Source organism: Desulfofarcimen acetoxidans DSM 771 (assembly GCF_000024205.1).
Lineage (GTDB): Bacteria > Bacillota > Desulfotomaculia > Desulfotomaculales > Desulfofarciminaceae > Desulfofarcimen > Desulfofarcimen acetoxidans.
The window spans coordinates 3,712,980-3,727,021 of sequence record NC_013216.1 but is presented as its reverse complement, the minus strand read 5'-3'; the positions used below and the strand labels follow the sequence as shown (position 1 = coordinate 3,727,021).

Genomic DNA, 14,042 nt, shown 5'->3' with positions numbered 1-14,042 from the left:
GAAAATTAATAGAAAATATAAAAATGGAGGAAAAATAATGAAGAACCGCAAACTGGCATTAATACTGGTATTGGGACTTCTGGTTACCTCCCTGTTTGGCTTTGCCGGAACAAGTTTTGCCGGGTGGAATATAAATGTTACTACTTATGTCCAGCCGGGAGATACTTTAAAGCTGATTTCCGACAGATACGGAGTTAGTGTAGATGAATTGATACAGGCCAATAATTTGAAATCCACAATGATTTATGCGGGCCAGCCCATAGTTATTGCGCATAAAACCGCGACCCAATCGGAGCAAACTGTTAGTTATCAAAAATATACTGTGAAGTCAGGGGATACTCTTTATATAATAGCCAAAAAGTTAGGCACTACTGTAAATAAACTGGTCAGTATTAATAACTTAAAGACGTACAGCCTGAATGTAGGACAAGTCCTGTATGTTCCGGCTGGAGCAGCTAACCAGGCTGTTCAGGTTCCTTCGCAGGCGCAGCCAGCTGCTCCAACGAATACAACCGCCACCGTAAACGGTATGACAGCGGACGAGCAGCAAATGTTGTCATTGGTTAACCAGGAGAGAGCCAAGGCCGGGTTGAAGGCGTTGCAAGCTGATATGAATATCGTTAAAGTTGCTCGCTTGAAAGCTAAAGACATGATTAATCTGAATTACTTTGACCATAATTCGCCAACCTACGGTTCACCTTTTGATATGATGAAACAGTTTGGCATTTCCTATGGTTATGCAGGGGAAAACCTGGCCGGTGCGTCTACTGTGCAGAGCGCTCATACAAATTTAATGAACTCTTCCGGACACAGGGCCAATATTTTAGGTGCAAATTATAATAAGGTTGGTATCGGTATAGTGGACGGTGGAAAATACGGTAAGATGTTTGTTCAGATGTTTACTGATTAAATTAAAAATTTAACAATAGAAGGAAGGGTAAATACCCTTCCTTCTTCACCTTTTACATCTCTCTTTCGGGCATATGCTGCACCATATCAATGGAGCCTAAAATAATGTGTGCCAGTCCAAAGCCTGCCACACCCCAGCCCAGTGCAGGGTTGCTGGCTCGTAGCGCTAACCCGGCCGCTGTTACGGCGGAACCGAGGACAGTTGGAATTAATCCTTCACGTGCCATAGAAAGCCCCCCTTACATATTGAGAGTATATATATTGTGTCTATATTTTATATAATTATGCTCACTAACCGGGGCCATTAGCCAGTATGCGAATTATAAGTTTAAGCGGTATAACAAAGTAAAGATAGGCAAGCCGGCATGGGAGAACTGTATGTTGAATAGTTAATATACATAATTCTCGATATTAGTTAATACTAATCAATATCCAGAATAAAATATATGGAATTGTTATAGTTTATGATGTAAAATAAATACACATAAACAAATATTTTAGTATTAAAGCTCTACTTAGAATGTATATTTAATGCTGCATGAGAAGGGAGATGCCAAGAGTGAGTTTATTCAAAAGAATAGGTGATAATATCAGGGCTAACATAAACAGTTTGCTGGACAAAGCTGAAGATCCGGTGAAAATGCTGGAACAATATTTGCGTGATATGGCTGAGGACATTGCTGAAGCAGAAACTGCGGTAGCCAAACAAATAGCTGTAGTTAAGAGATTTGAAGCGCAGTACCAGGAAGCTCAGGCCATGGTTGAAAAGAGGGAGAGCCAGGCCATGGCAGCTGTGGAAAGCGGACGGGAAGACCTGGCCCGGCGTGCTCTGGAAGATAAGAGACTAAATCAGACCAAGGCAGATGAGTTTTACGCGCAATACCAGCAATACCGGGATGTGGCTGATCGGTTAAAACTCCAGTTGACTGATATGAAAGAAGAGTATGAGAAGATGAAGGCCAGGAAGGCCGCACTGGTAGCCAGGGCCCAGGCCGCTAAAGCTCAGAAGAGCGTTAATGATGTTATGTCCGGTTTTGGTAAAAATAACGCCCGCGGCGGCTTTGAGCGTATGGAAGAAAAAGTCCTGCAGGCCGAAGCAGAAGCTCAAGCAGGCATAGAACTGAGATCATCCGGCGATAATTTGGATGATGAACTGGCAGCACTGGGACAGGGAACTTCGGATATAGACATAGAAATGCAGAGATTAAGAGAAAAGGTGAAAAACAGGCAGTAGCGGGGGAGTACCCCGCTTTTTATATGGTTTGGATGAACTTGCCACGGCTAATAAAAATACCCCGCCCCGAGGCTATTAAATGATTTTTTTCATTATCGTGTACGGAGAACTCTGCCAGGCAGACAGTTTTGCCTAAATGAAGGGCTTGGCCGGTTATTTCGAGTTCAACACCTGTATTTCCTGGAGATACATAATTGACTGTTAGTTCAGCGGTTATAACCTGGATTCCTCTGGTTCTCAAAGCGCAGGCCATAGCTATGTCCCCCAGAGTGGCTGTTACTCCTCCGTGTATTATACCATAAGGATTGGTATGGTCTTTCTCTGCTTGAAAAATAAAGCCGCTGTAACCGTTGCCCAGTCTGATTAACTCTATCCCCAGTAAGCGGGCAAACTGATTGCTTGAATGAAAATCCATAATATTCTTGCACAATTCCGTATCCAGATTATCTTCAATACTAACTGTATGCATAGGATCAACCCTTTCTTTGATAGATATTAAAATTGTTTATATTGGAATTATAAAATAAATATATTAAATTAGATAGCGCTTTAGGCTGAAGATATGTTAACATTGTTTCATAAAGCGTCTGTATCAATATGTATAGGAGATGGGAAAATGGGAAACGAAAATAATGGTCTAAATGCGGAAAGGTTGCTGGCTTATCTATATATTGCCCAGCAGCATTCTTTTTTTGGTGATTTGGCCATGGGAAAATTATTGCAAAAGTTGGACATCTCGAATAATGAATTGATTGCATTTTTGAAGGAATGCATTGATATGGACTGGTTGTCTGTGAAGAACTTTAATGCCAGATATTTTCTGAGGCCTGAATGTGTGGCTGACTTTCCAGTCATCATTTCTTCCACCGGGATTAAACATATTAATGAAAATAACCTTCTGGAACAGGTTAATTCGGAGTTGCGGGATTTAAGGTGTGAGAGCTAGCATTAGATGAGATGAATATTCATTGATGAAAGAATGAAGACGGATCCAAAGGACTATTCTAAGGTTGAGGTGATTGGGTGGCAATTGAAGTATATTAAATCTGCCAACCTTAAGTTTAGTTAAGGTTAGTGGCGAGAGGTGTATTCTATCATGTTAATGCAGGAATATGATGAGTTTGAATTTATTGGTGAGGAGAATGAAGAAGACTTAATTATCCAGGACATAAATCGTTTTAGTGAGTCTGTGATTTGGGGTACGGATTGGACAATTGAGACAATGATTTCTCAATTAAAGAAAGGGAATATAGATTTGAATCCCAAATTCCAACGTCGAGATGCATGGGGAGAAGAAGATAAAAGTAGATTAATAGAATCACTTATATTAGGTATTCCTGTTCCACCTATAATTATTGCTGAACATAAGAAGCAAAGGAATAAATATATTGTAATTGATGGGAAACAACGGCTGCTTTCATTAAGACAATTTGCAGCAGATAATAATGATGAATTTAATAATCTAAAACTAAAAGGCCTTCAATTTTTGAAGGAACTAAATGGGTATAAAATGGAGCAAATAGAGGAAGATTATAATTTAAATCCTTGGCTAAGAAACTTCTTGATAACGCAGTAAAAGAATGGAGAAATAACCGGGTTCACTTAACGGTTGCTTCAATTCTAGGCCATTTTGGTGCTATCCAAACTTCTGATAAAATTTCAACAAAGATTTTTGATGCAATTAAGCGATTTGAAAAAGAAAGGATAGCACAAAATAATGGAATAAAGGAAGTTGATATCATTAAACTTTTTAAACCGTTAGGGATTGAGAAGGATCAAATCGATGCTGCATTGCTTTCAACGTTAGACTCATATGGTGGAGACAGAGGATTTACGGCACATAGCTCTGCCAAAACCCACCAACCGATAGATCCCCGTACCGAACTGAGAACCGTAGAGATTATACTGGATGGACTAAAGGATTTTGATGCAGAAATAATAAAGCTTATCAGCTAGGATTTGCTTATTAACCAGTTCTCTAGCTAGCAGAGTTCACTGGATGTTTTAATTGGAACTACGGCAATATTAATAATACAAGGGTTATGCTATAACTTCATGCCCTTCGCTTTGCTTTATATTTATATAAGGGGCGGACCCCTGTTAAATACCGACCTCAATTACACAAAGAGGTAGAACCAGCATGATACAAAATGTTATGGCTATTTCTTCTTTAGGTCTTTTGCTGAGGTCTGTTCCGAAAGCGTCGGGATAAGCCGGCAGAAAGTGGTTAGTGAGTTATTGGTAGCATAGGTAGCATAACCTGATGACATTGGCATATGTACGGCATAGCTGTTCACGAAGCGGCAGGCTATGTCATAGCCCGGCGTGGCTTGGGCTTTGATCATGAGAAGATACCCAAGATATTGCTTGATAAACTGGTTAAAGAGAAACCTGAATTTAAACAAATGGCAAATTGGAAACAATGGTCGGCAGTTAAAAAGTCTGTGCTGGCCAAAATTAAAAAAATCACGAAAAGGAGGTCAAAAAGATTAGGCGAAGTTCAATTATTTTTATTTGCCTACTACTTTTTTGTGTAGGCTGTAGCCAAAACACTAAGGACAAAAGCACTATGCAAGGTGATAAATTTTCAGAGAAAACTAAAATAACTTCATATTCTTCAACAGAAGATACGCCTACTCCTAAAACATCAAGCCTATCTTTTACCGAGCAAAATAATTCATCAGAGGAAATGAAAATGATTATGAAAGCGGTACCAAACGCCTACTTCTCGTCAGTAGACAATGTGAAAGTAACAATCACCAATAACACTTCTATTAAGGTTTATACCGGTTTGGATTATTCTATTGAACATTACAACGGTTCTGCCTGGGATAAAATACCATTAGAAGTTTTCATTAACGATGTTATGATTATCTTGCTTCCTCAAGAGTCTAAAGACTTTATTATCCATTTATACCCTGAACAGTATGATTACCAGTCAGGCAGGTATCGTGTATGCAAAACTGTTTCAACGACTCAACGGATAGATGACCCTGAACGGAGGACATATGACCTAACTGCTGAATTTAACATAGATTAATTGCTAATTATTAGATACATGGGAACCATAGATCAATGTCAATAATTTTTTAAAAATTATTCTATAAGGAAACGTTATAGACGGCTTTTTAAGCCGCCTTAGTTTTAGGGGTAATACCAGCGTCGCTGTCAGCCAGACGCAAAAGTAGGCCCATAACCAGCGAACCTGACACCAGGGGCAAACGCATGATGAACAATTTATGTAAGTGAAAAAACGGAATTACCCCCGGAGGTTAATAATTTTTTATATGTTAGCAACGCGCAGCTGAGGAGTTACTATGATCAAAAGCTTGGTTTTGATCATAGTAATTTTGAGAATATCCTATAATGACGGATTTTTATTTTAGCTTATAAATCTGGCTGCTGCCAGCAGCGGCAGGTGATCCGAAGCCTGGCCGGGCAATGTTGTCTGGCAGATTTCTTTCCAATGGGCTGAGAGAAAGATATAATCCAATTTTTCTGACGGGCGGTCAGACGGGTATGTTTTAAGATCATTATTTTTGCTTTCTGTAGAAACTGATTTCCGCTCCAAACAGGCTCTAAGCTGCTCAATAACAGGATCATTCGGTGTGGTGTTGAAATCGCCTGTTAAAATGGTAGGCAGTTGTATCTCTCCCAGCAGTTCAATAATCTTATTAACCTGTTTTTGCCTGGAAGATGTACTTAAACCAAGGTGAGTATTACAGAACCTGATCTTTTTATTATTAATATTGATTAATACATCTAAAAGTGCTCTCTGCTCTCCGGTACCGGGCAGCAGGGTGTTTTTATGTCCTTTGATAGGGTATTTGCTCAATATGGTGTTGCCAAAGCGGGAAAAAAACGCGGGTTTGCAGGCTCCGCCGAAAACATAATGCATTCCCAGCAGGCGGGCCAATTTCCTGGCTTGAGAACTAAAGCAACTTCTTTTCATATATTTATCCGTTTCCTGCAGGCCTACCAAATCTGCTCCACTGCACTTAATTACCCAGGCGATCCTGGATAAAGAACGCCGGTTATCCATGCCCATACCGCTTTGAATATTGAAGGAAAGTATTTTTATTGGTTTAGTCATGAGTTAAACTCCCGATTATTCGTCTCTCTTGTTTAAAAAGTATCTCTGTATAGTGTATGCTTTAGCTTGATAAATGGCAGCATAGCTCCGATCGTGTTATAATACCTTATCTGATAATATTAATGAGGTTTATAAATATGGCTGAAAAAATATTGGCAATTGAAACATCCTGTGATGAAACTTCTGCCGCCGTATTGGACGGGGGGACCAGGATCCTGAGCAACATCATTTCATCACAGATTGACGTTCATCGCAAGTTTGGCGGAGTTGTGCCGGAGGTTGCTTCCCGCAAACACCTGGAATTAATTAATCATGTTATTGCCGAGGCTTTGCAGGCTGCCGGGCTTTGTTTTGGAGAACTGGACGCGGTTGCAGTGACTTACGGGCCCGGTCTGGTCGGTGCTCTGCTGGTAGGGCTGTCTGCCGGTAAAGCTATAGCTTACGCGGCAGATATTCCTCTCATTGGTGTGAATCACCTGGAAGGGCATATATATGCCAATTTTCTCCGCGAACCTGATTTGGCCTTTCCTTTGCTCTGTCTGGTAGTTTCCGGCGGGCATACTGACCTGGTATATATCGCCGGTCACGGCGAATACCGGGTGATAGGCAGGACCAGGGATGACGCTGCCGGAGAGGCCTTTGACAAGGTAGCCCGCACTCTGGGTTTAGGTTATCCGGGCGGTCCGCAGATTGAAAAAGCCGCTGTGGAAGGAAACCCTCAGGCGGTTATGTTTCCCCGTGCCTATCTGGAGGAAGGCAGTTTGGATTTTAGCTTCAGCGGACTGAAATCTTCGGTAATCAATTACCTGCACCGGGCCCGCCAGCGTGGTGAAGCTGTGCATATTCCCAATCTGGCGGCAAGTTTTCAACAGGCGGCTGTGGATGTTTTAGTGGATAAAACAATTACCGCCGCACAGGAGCATAATGTGTCGTTAATTATGCTGGCCGGAGGGGTGGCAGCCAACAGCCTTTTGCGGACAGAGCTTCAGAAAGCTGTCTGTTCTTCCGGTCGTCGTTTAGTATATCCCTCGCTGGTTTTATGCACAGATAATGCGGCTATGATCGGCTGTGCTGCTCACTTTAAATATATAAGAGGAGAATTTGCGCCGCTGACGCTCAATGCCATACCCGGTTTAAGACTGGGCGAATGTCGATATTAGTTGAAAATACGAAAATAATTTAGTATCCTGTTCTATATTGACAACTTGAAGAGTCTGTGGATTTATTTCTGTGGATATTGTGGATAAGTCTGTTGATAACTTATTATATAAGGGGTTAGCCTGTGGGTGAATATGTACATAAAAAACTCAAATAACTATATTCGAACTCTTGTTTTGCAAAGTGCACAGAACGCTAATATTTTACCGCTAACATCTGTTTGTAATGTGCAGTGCATATTTTGCAGTCACCGCCAGAATCCGCCTTCTGTGGAGGCTTTTCGTACCGGTCATCGAAGCTTGCGGGAAATAAAAGAAACATTGGATTTTATGGATGCGAACAAACCTGTTGTCATAGGTGAGTCTGTAACCAGAATACTGGAGGGGGAACCCTTTACACACCCGCAGATAGTTTCGGTGCTTAAACTAATACGTGAAAGAATGCCTGCTGCCAATATTCGCATTACTTCTAACGGTACCCTTTTGGATAAAATAATGATTGATTTTTTAGCTTCTCTGGGCGGCATAACCATTAACCTGTCACTTAACAGCGCAGATGTTAGAATGCGTCAGATACTGATGTCTGACCGGCGGGCTCAAGAGGCTGTGCTGGCAGCGGAGTTACTGGGCAGTGCAGGTTTAGAATGGCACGGCAGCATAGTAGCCATGCCCTGGTTGACCGGTTGGACGGACATAGAGAAAACCGTTCTCTATATGGAAAGCTGCGGTGCTCAAACTGTAAGAATATTCATGCCCGGCTATACCAATCTGGCGGAAAAACAGCTGCGCTTTAAGCTTTCCCTCTGGTCGGAATTAAAAAACTTCGTGCTTGAGCTAAGGTCAAAGGTGAGTCTCCCCTTAACCTTTGAACCCCAAATGCTGGCGGATCTTAGAGCGGAAATAACCGGTGTGTTAAAAGCCTCTCCGGCCCAGGCAGCCGGGCTGAGAGCCGGAGACAGGGTACTGTCTGTAAACGGTAAAGAAGCGTTAACTAGGGTACAGGTTTTCAGCAATATATTAGTGGCCTCTAATCCTCGACTGAGGGTGCGAAGAACAAAGAAATCCGGTATAACTTTGCCGGGCAATATTTCTTATGAGTATAATGCAGCTATTGACGATGCAAGTGAAGAGCTTGAAGTGCGGGTTTTTAAAGAGAGAGGCCAAACATCGGGACTGGTAATGGATTATGACCTGCATCCTGATATGATTTACGATATGGTTGATGCGGCAAGAAAAAATCGGGCGAACAGTGTACTGGTGCTGACTTCTGTTCTGGCGGAGCAATTAATCAAAATAGGTGTAGAAAGATTTTTTGATTACCCGGCGGAAGTACAAGTTCTGGCTGCGGCAAACCACTTTTTCGGAGGTTCAATAATGTCCGCCGGACTTTTGACTGTAGATGATTTTGCCCTGGCTTTAAGGGAATGGCTTAATGATTCCGGCTGGCAGCCTGATTTAATACTTTTACCCGGTTTGGCCTTTGATCTAAAGGGAAGGGATTTATCAGGCAAATCCTACTTAGACCTGTCGGAGGAATTTGGTATTGTAGTTGTGGCTTTATAATTCGCGGTTAATTAATGGTACAGCAATATTGTATGGTAAAGTATTTTCTCAAATATGGAGGATGTAGGGTGTGCTATGGTTATCCCAGCGAAGCCCTAACCCCATTGATTGGTATGCAACCAAAACAGAGTATATATTTTTTATTCACCGATATGTTATACTTTATTTATTAAATAGTTGCGTAGGAGGTGTTTGTTTGTGAAAGTAAAACAAGTATCAGTCTTTCTGGAAAACAAATCAGGCCGTTTAGCCAGGGTAACTCAGGTGCTGGGCAACAATAATATCAATATCCGGGCTCTCTCCATTGCCGATACTACAGATTTCGGCATTTTGCGTTTAATTGTCAATGACCCTGACAAGGCTTTTACTGTGCTGAAAGAGGACGGTTTTACTGTCAGTGTCACCGAGGTTCTGGCAGTTGAAGTTAGAGATGAGCCGGGCGGTCTCAGCAATATACTGGAAGTATTAAAACAGGCGGGCATTAATATTGAATATTTGTATGCCTTTTTACAGAAAGCCTCCAACGCTGCATTGGTAGTCTTTCGCGTAGAACAAATAGACGAGGCCATAATAGCTTTACAAGAAAAAAATGTTAATATATTGGCCGGAGATGAAGTATACAGGTTGTAATACCGGGAATCTCCCGGTATTTGAATTATAAGTTTATTTTGAAAAGTTCTATTTTTCCTCCTTTTGCAGGAGGAAATTTTATTTGTAACGAAGAATTTAAATCTTTTAATAAGTCAGAATTTTAGGGAGGAGTTCCCGTGTCGAAAAGTGAATTGAGAAAAAGAGTTATGGAGGACAGGAAAGCTATTCCTGCCGCGGAAGCTAAAGAAAAGAGTGATATAATACAGCAGCGGGTGTTGTCTATGGATGAATATGCAAAGGCCTCCACTATCATGCTTTATCTGGATTTCCGCAATGAAGTTCAGACTGATAAAATAATTATTGATGCTCTTTCCAAAGGGAAGAGAATATCCATACCCGTCTCTGATGTTGCTACCAAGCGTCTTACCCCTTCACAGATTATGGATTATCCCGGTGACTTAACCGAAGGTACTTACGGTATATTGGAACCCAGACAGGAATGCATTAGACCTCTGGAACCGGAGGATTTGGATTTAATTATTGTTCCTGGAGTAGCTTTTGATGAGGAATGTAACCGGTTGGGTTACGGGGCAGGGTTTTATGACAGGTTTCTACCCCGCACCAGGCCGGGTACAGTATTTATAGCCCTGGCTTTTGAAATGCAAATTCATGCCAAGGTTTATCAACAAAGTCATGATTGCCCGGTACACTATGTAGTAACAGAAAACCGGGTAATCAAGAAACTGTCTGAAAGTTGAGAGGAGGGAAATAAAAAACCGGTTGTTTGCACATGTGGATGTTCAAACAACACTATTATTCCGAAACAGCAGGCATTGCAGGAGCTATTGCAAAAGTTTATGGGATATAAAGGGGTAATTGTTCCTGTACTGCCGGGAGGGCAGGATATTTACGGATATCTCCCAAAGGAGGTAATGCAGCAAATTGCTGAAGATTTGAGGATTCTCTTTAGCAAAATTTACGGTGTGGCCACCTTCTATGCCCAGTTTCACTTAAAACCCCGTGGGCGTAACATATTCATGTCTGTCAGGGTACAGCCTGCCACGTGCGGGGCTGTGAGTTTGATGCCATTTGTAAAGATTAGTTGAGCAAGTCAGGGTATTAATGAGTTGAAATGTAAGATTTTTTTACCGATTGTTGCGTAGTTCTATCTTGCCCTGTGCAGTATTTGCGTGTGCCGGGCTTACTTAATTTAATAACAGAGAGGGGGAAAACCGGGAAGTGTTGTCAATTTCTAGAGACATAGTGACAGCACGGTTTCGGTGATAAAAAATGTCCGTTACTTCAATTGTAAGCGGAATCAAAATTGCCGTAGCCAATAAAATAACTGTTTTGGAAGCAGCCAGGCCAGCCAGGGTGTTTATTTCTACTTTTTGACATCATCCATGATTTCCCAGTTAGGGAAGTTATAATGTATGCATAGTGGATATACCTGCTGTGAATAATCTGACTGCCTCCCATGTAACAGAAATTATGTAAAGTGTGGATATTTATATAATATCCTGTTATTTGTTATGCTTTAATTAATTTCCATGAGGAGGTATAAAATAGTGTCTTCTGTAACTTTAACTATTAATGGTCAACAAGTGACTGTTCCCAAAGGAACCTCTGTGTTGTATGCTGCCAGAAAAATAGGCGTTGATATTCCCACCCTTTGTCATGATCAGGAACTCACCAGATTTGGAGCCTGCCGTATATGTGTTGTGGAAATTCCGGGCATGCGTAACCTGCCGGCTTCTTGTGTTACCGAAGCGACGGACGGAATGGTGGTTTTTACCGAATCCGAAGCTGTGGTAGAAGCTCGTAAAACAATTCTTGAACTGATGCTGGCCAATCATCCAATAGATTGCCTGATATGTAGTAAAAACGGTGCCTGCAGCCTGCAGAATTATGCTTACCGTTACGATGTTCAGGGAAATGCCTTTCCCGGAGAAAAACACAATTATCCTATCGAAAATGAAAACCCCTTTATTGTTAGAGACATGAATAAATGTATTCTTTGCGGCAAGTGCGTCCGGGCTTGTGCGGAAATACAAGGCCGCAGTGTGATTGATTTTGCTTATCGAGGCTTTGATGCTAAAGTAAGCCCGGCCATGGATTTGCCTTTAGGAGAATCGGAATGCGTTTTTTGCGGCAGTTGTGTTGCTGTTTGCCCGGTGGGTGCTTTGAGTGAAAAGGCTATGTTGGGTAAAGGACGTACCTGGGAAGTTAAAAAGGTTCGCACTACCTGCCCCTTCTGCGGTGTAGGCTGCAATTATGACTTGAACGTCAAGGACGGAAAAGTAATCGGTGTTACCTCCAACCCGGACAGTCCGGTTAACGGGCGCCATACGTGCATAAAAGGACGTTTTGGAACAGATTATATTCACAGCCCGCAGCGTTTAACCAGGCCTTTGATTAAGAAAAACGGTGAATTTGTTGAAGCCACCTGGGATGAGGCTTTGGATCTGGTGGCAGCCAAATTAGGTGAAATAAAAGATAAATACGGCAGTGATGCCATTGCCGCACTTTCTTCAGCACGCTGCACCAATGAAGATAATTATGTGCTGCAAAAATTCATCCGTGCCCGCATAGGCACCAATAATGTCGATCACTGTGCACGCACTTGCCATGCCTCGACTGTGGCCGGTTTGGCTATAAGTTTTGGAAGTGGTGCAATGACCAACTCTTTTAATGATATCTTAACAACTGATTTATTGTTTGTTATCGGTGCTAATGCTACTGAAGCACACCCGATAGCCGGTGCTAAAATGCTTCAGGCTGTGCAGAAAGGTACTAAATTAGTGGTGGCTGATCCCCGCAGAATTGAACTGGCGGAGAGAGCCGATTACTGGTTGCAGCACAAACCTGGTACAGATATCCCGTTGATGAATGGGTTAATGCATATTATTATTAAAGAAGATCTTTATGATAAAAGATTCGTGGAAGAACGCACTGAGGGTTTTGAAGAACTTAAGGCAACAGTAGAAAAATACCCGCCGGAAAAAGTCTCAGAAATCACCGGTGTTCCGGCAGAGATCTTATATGATGTGGCGAGACTTTATGCCACTTCTCATAATGCGCTGATTTGCTACACACTGGGTATTACTGAGCATGTGTGCGGTGTGGACAATGTTATGAGTACTGCCAATATGGCTATGCTGACAGGTCATATCGGCAGGGCAGGTTCGGGTGTGAATCCGCAGCGTGGTCAGAATAATGTGCAGGGTGCCTGTGATATGGGGGCATTGCCCAATGTGTATCCAGGGTATCAACAAGTGGTTAGTCCGGAGGCACAGGCTAAGTTTGAGAAGGCATGGGGAGTTAAGCTGTCCGGCAAACTTGGTTTAATGATTCCGGATATTATGGATTCCGCTGTTGAAGGCAAAATAAAGGCTATGTATATAATGGGAGAAGATCCGGTGCTAACAGATCCTGATGCGCACCATATTCACAAAGCTATGAATAATCTTGAATTCTTAGTGGTGCAGGAAATTTTTATGTCAGAAACGGCTAAATATGCTGATGTAATACTCCCGGGGGCAAGTTTTGCGGAGAAGGACGGTACCTTCACTAACTCTGAGAGAAGAGTGCAGAGGGTTCGTAAGGCTATCGAGCCTATTGCGGATTCTAAAGCTGACTGGGAAATCGTTTGTTCTGTCAGCAACCGTATGGGTTATCCCATGAATTACAGTTGGCCCGGAGAAATATTTGATGAAATGGCTGCTTTAACTCCCTCATATGGCGGGATGAATTATGACAGAATTGATGCAAAAGGCTTGCAATGGCCCTGCCCGACGCTGGATCACCCGGGAACGCCGATACTGCATACTCAGAGCTTCACCAGAGGCAAAGGGTTGTTAAAGGGCATCGAACATGTGCCTCCGGCAGAACTGCCTGACGCTGAATACCCGTATCTGTTGTCGACCGGCCGCATTTTATACCACTATAATGTTACGACTCGTCATTCGAAAGGTTTGGGCACTCACAGACCTGAAGAAATGGCTCAAGTTAACCCAATTGATGCCTGCGTTCTGGGGGTTAATACCGGTGATAAAGTGGAAGTTGCATCACGCCGCGGTTCTCTTACAACTAAGATAGCAGTAACCGATAAAGTACCGCCGGGAATGATCTGGATGAGCTTTCACCATGCGGAGACTCCTACTAACCAGCTTACTGTTAATGCTTTTGACCCGGTTAGCAAGACTGGTGAATATAAGATAGCTGCTGTTAAACTGGAAAAAGCTGAATAAGTAAAAGATTTTTAAACTTCCTCCTTTCATTAGAGGAAATCAATTTTTGAATGAAGAATTTAAATCTTTTAATAAGTCAGAATTTTATAGAGGAATTTTTATGTCGAAAAGCGAATTATGAAAAAGACCCATGAAAATGCAAATTTATGTTAAGGTCTGCCATTAAAGTCATGATTGCCCGGTACACTATATAGTAACTGAAAACCGGGTAATCATGAAAGTTGTCTAAAAGTTGAGAGGAGGGA

At 42.1% G+C, this 14,042-nt stretch carries 16 protein-coding genes; 13 read left to right on the top strand and 3 right to left on the bottom strand.

The window, feature by feature from the left end; translation table 11 throughout:
• Window positions 1-37: 37 nt before the first annotated feature.
• Entirely contained in the window at window positions 38-910 is an 873-nt protein-coding gene (locus tag DTOX_RS22475; protein WP_015758929.1) for a LysM peptidoglycan-binding domain-containing protein, read from the top strand.
• A 52-nt stretch (window positions 911-962) separates the two neighbouring features.
• On the opposite strand, the gene DTOX_RS17065 is transcribed toward DTOX_RS22475, so the two are convergent.
• Window positions 963-1,136: a hypothetical protein gene (locus DTOX_RS17065; protein ID WP_015758928.1), complete on the bottom strand. Its 174-nt coding sequence runs from the start codon at window positions 1,134-1,136 to the stop codon at window positions 963-965.
• Window positions 1,137-1,468: 332 nt separating this feature from the next.
• Here DTOX_RS17065 and DTOX_RS17060 point away from each other — a divergent pair, with 332 nt between their 5' ends.
• Window positions 1,469-2,143 carry a PspA/IM30 family protein gene (locus DTOX_RS17060; protein ID WP_015758927.1) on the top strand — a complete coding sequence of 225 codons (675 nt, stop codon included), beginning with the start codon at window positions 1,469-1,471 and terminating at the stop codon, window positions 2,141-2,143.
• 19 nt (window positions 2,144-2,162) lie between these two features.
• Here DTOX_RS17060 and DTOX_RS17055 read toward each other — a convergent pair whose 3' ends face one another.
• Window positions 2,163-2,612, bottom strand: a complete 450-nt coding sequence (locus tag DTOX_RS17055) for a PaaI family thioesterase (protein WP_015758926.1) — start codon at window positions 2,610-2,612, stop codon at window positions 2,163-2,165.
• Between the two features lie 147 nt (window positions 2,613-2,759).
• Here DTOX_RS17055 and DTOX_RS17050 point away from each other — a divergent pair, with 147 nt between their 5' ends.
• From DTOX_RS17050 to DTOX_RS17030, 5 genes are all read left to right on the top strand, one after another.
• Window positions 2,760-3,089 (top strand): hypothetical protein, encoded by a 330-nt coding sequence (locus DTOX_RS17050; RefSeq protein ID WP_015758925.1) that lies wholly within the window; start codon window positions 2,760-2,762, stop codon window positions 3,087-3,089.
• A 150-nt stretch (window positions 3,090-3,239) separates the two neighbouring features.
• Window positions 3,240-3,719 carry a DUF262 domain-containing protein gene (locus tag DTOX_RS17045; protein WP_015758924.1) on the top strand — a complete coding sequence of 160 codons (480 nt, stop codon included), beginning with the start codon at window positions 3,240-3,242 and terminating at the stop codon, window positions 3,717-3,719.
• Window positions 3,689-4,099, top strand: coding sequence for a hypothetical protein (locus DTOX_RS17040; RefSeq protein WP_015758923.1), 411 nt, complete (start codon window positions 3,689-3,691; stop codon window positions 4,097-4,099). The genes DTOX_RS17045 and DTOX_RS17040 overlap by 31 nt, the downstream gene beginning before the upstream one ends.
• A 320-nt stretch (window positions 4,100-4,419) precedes the next feature.
• On the top strand, window positions 4,420-4,680 hold the full coding sequence (locus DTOX_RS17035) for a hypothetical protein (protein ID WP_042316124.1): 261 nt from the start codon (window positions 4,420-4,422) through the stop codon (window positions 4,678-4,680).
• 32 nt (window positions 4,681-4,712) lie between these two features.
• Complete coding sequence (locus DTOX_RS17030; RefSeq protein ID WP_015758922.1) at window positions 4,713-5,183, top strand: immunoglobulin-like domain-containing protein; 471 nt, start codon at window positions 4,713-4,715, stop codon at window positions 5,181-5,183.
• A gap of 342 nt (window positions 5,184-5,525) precedes the next feature.
• On the opposite strand, the gene DTOX_RS17025 is transcribed toward DTOX_RS17030, so the two are convergent.
• On the bottom strand, window positions 5,526-6,236 hold the full coding sequence (locus DTOX_RS17025) for an endonuclease/exonuclease/phosphatase family protein (RefSeq protein ID WP_015758921.1): 711 nt from the start codon (window positions 6,234-6,236) through the stop codon (window positions 5,526-5,528).
• A 137-nt stretch (window positions 6,237-6,373) separates the two neighbouring features.
• Between DTOX_RS17025 and tsaD the strand changes: the two genes are divergently transcribed.
• From tsaD to fdhF, 6 genes are all read left to right on the top strand, one after another.
• A complete protein-coding gene (gene tsaD / locus DTOX_RS17020) occupies window positions 6,374-7,396 on the top strand; it encodes a tRNA (adenosine(37)-N6)-threonylcarbamoyltransferase complex transferase subunit TsaD (RefSeq protein ID WP_015758920.1) in 1,023 nt (340 codons plus the stop codon).
• 132 nt (window positions 7,397-7,528) lie between these two features.
• Window positions 7,529-8,956, top strand: a complete 1,428-nt coding sequence (locus DTOX_RS17015) for a DUF512 domain-containing protein (protein WP_015758919.1) — start codon at window positions 7,529-7,531, stop codon at window positions 8,954-8,956.
• A gap of 198 nt (window positions 8,957-9,154) precedes the next feature.
• Window positions 9,155-9,586 carry an ACT domain-containing protein gene (locus DTOX_RS17010; RefSeq protein WP_015758918.1) on the top strand — a complete coding sequence of 144 codons (432 nt, stop codon included), beginning with the start codon at window positions 9,155-9,157 and terminating at the stop codon, window positions 9,584-9,586.
• Between the two features lie 137 nt (window positions 9,587-9,723).
• Window positions 9,724-10,305 carry a 5-formyltetrahydrofolate cyclo-ligase gene (locus DTOX_RS17005; protein WP_015758917.1) on the top strand — a complete coding sequence of 194 codons (582 nt, stop codon included), beginning with the start codon at window positions 9,724-9,726 and terminating at the stop codon, window positions 10,303-10,305.
• A gap of 87 nt (window positions 10,306-10,392) precedes the next feature.
• Window positions 10,393-10,653 (top strand): NADH-quinone oxidoreductase subunit NuoE family protein, encoded by a 261-nt coding sequence (locus DTOX_RS17000; protein WP_242652462.1) that lies wholly within the window; start codon window positions 10,393-10,395, stop codon window positions 10,651-10,653.
• Window positions 10,654-11,115: 462 nt separating this feature from the next.
• The gene (fdhF, locus tag DTOX_RS16995) at window positions 11,116-13,797 is read left to right on the top strand and encodes a formate dehydrogenase subunit alpha (RefSeq protein ID WP_015758916.1); all 2,682 of its coding nucleotides are present in this window, start codon (window positions 11,116-11,118) and stop codon (window positions 13,795-13,797) included.
• Window positions 13,798-14,042 lie beyond the last annotated feature (245 nt).

Coding starts and splice junctions, on each gene's coding strand:
- DTOX_RS22475 (WP_015758929.1), top strand. CDS start 38: ATGAAGAACCGCAAACTGGCATTAATACTGGTATTGGGACTTCTGGTT.
- DTOX_RS17065 (WP_015758928.1), bottom strand. CDS start 1,136: ATGGCACGTGAAGGATTAATTCCAACTGTCCTCGGTTCCGCCGTAACA.
- DTOX_RS17055 (WP_015758926.1), bottom strand. CDS start 2,612: ATGCATACAGTTAGTATTGAAGATAATCTGGATACGGAATTGTGCAAG.
- DTOX_RS17050 (WP_015758925.1), top strand. CDS start 2,760: ATGGGAAACGAAAATAATGGTCTAAATGCGGAAAGGTTGCTGGCTTAT.
- DTOX_RS17045 (WP_015758924.1), top strand. CDS start 3,240: ATGTTAATGCAGGAATATGATGAGTTTGAATTTATTGGTGAGGAGAAT.
- DTOX_RS17035 (WP_042316124.1), top strand. CDS start 4,420: ATGTACGGCATAGCTGTTCACGAAGCGGCAGGCTATGTCATAGCCCGG.
- DTOX_RS17030 (WP_015758922.1), top strand. CDS start 4,713: ATGCAAGGTGATAAATTTTCAGAGAAAACTAAAATAACTTCATATTCT.
- DTOX_RS17025 (WP_015758921.1), bottom strand. CDS start 6,236: ATGACTAAACCAATAAAAATACTTTCCTTCAATATTCAAAGCGGTATG.
- tsaD (WP_015758920.1), top strand. CDS start 6,374: ATGGCTGAAAAAATATTGGCAATTGAAACATCCTGTGATGAAACTTCT.
- DTOX_RS17015 (WP_015758919.1), top strand. CDS start 7,529: ATGTACATAAAAAACTCAAATAACTATATTCGAACTCTTGTTTTGCAA.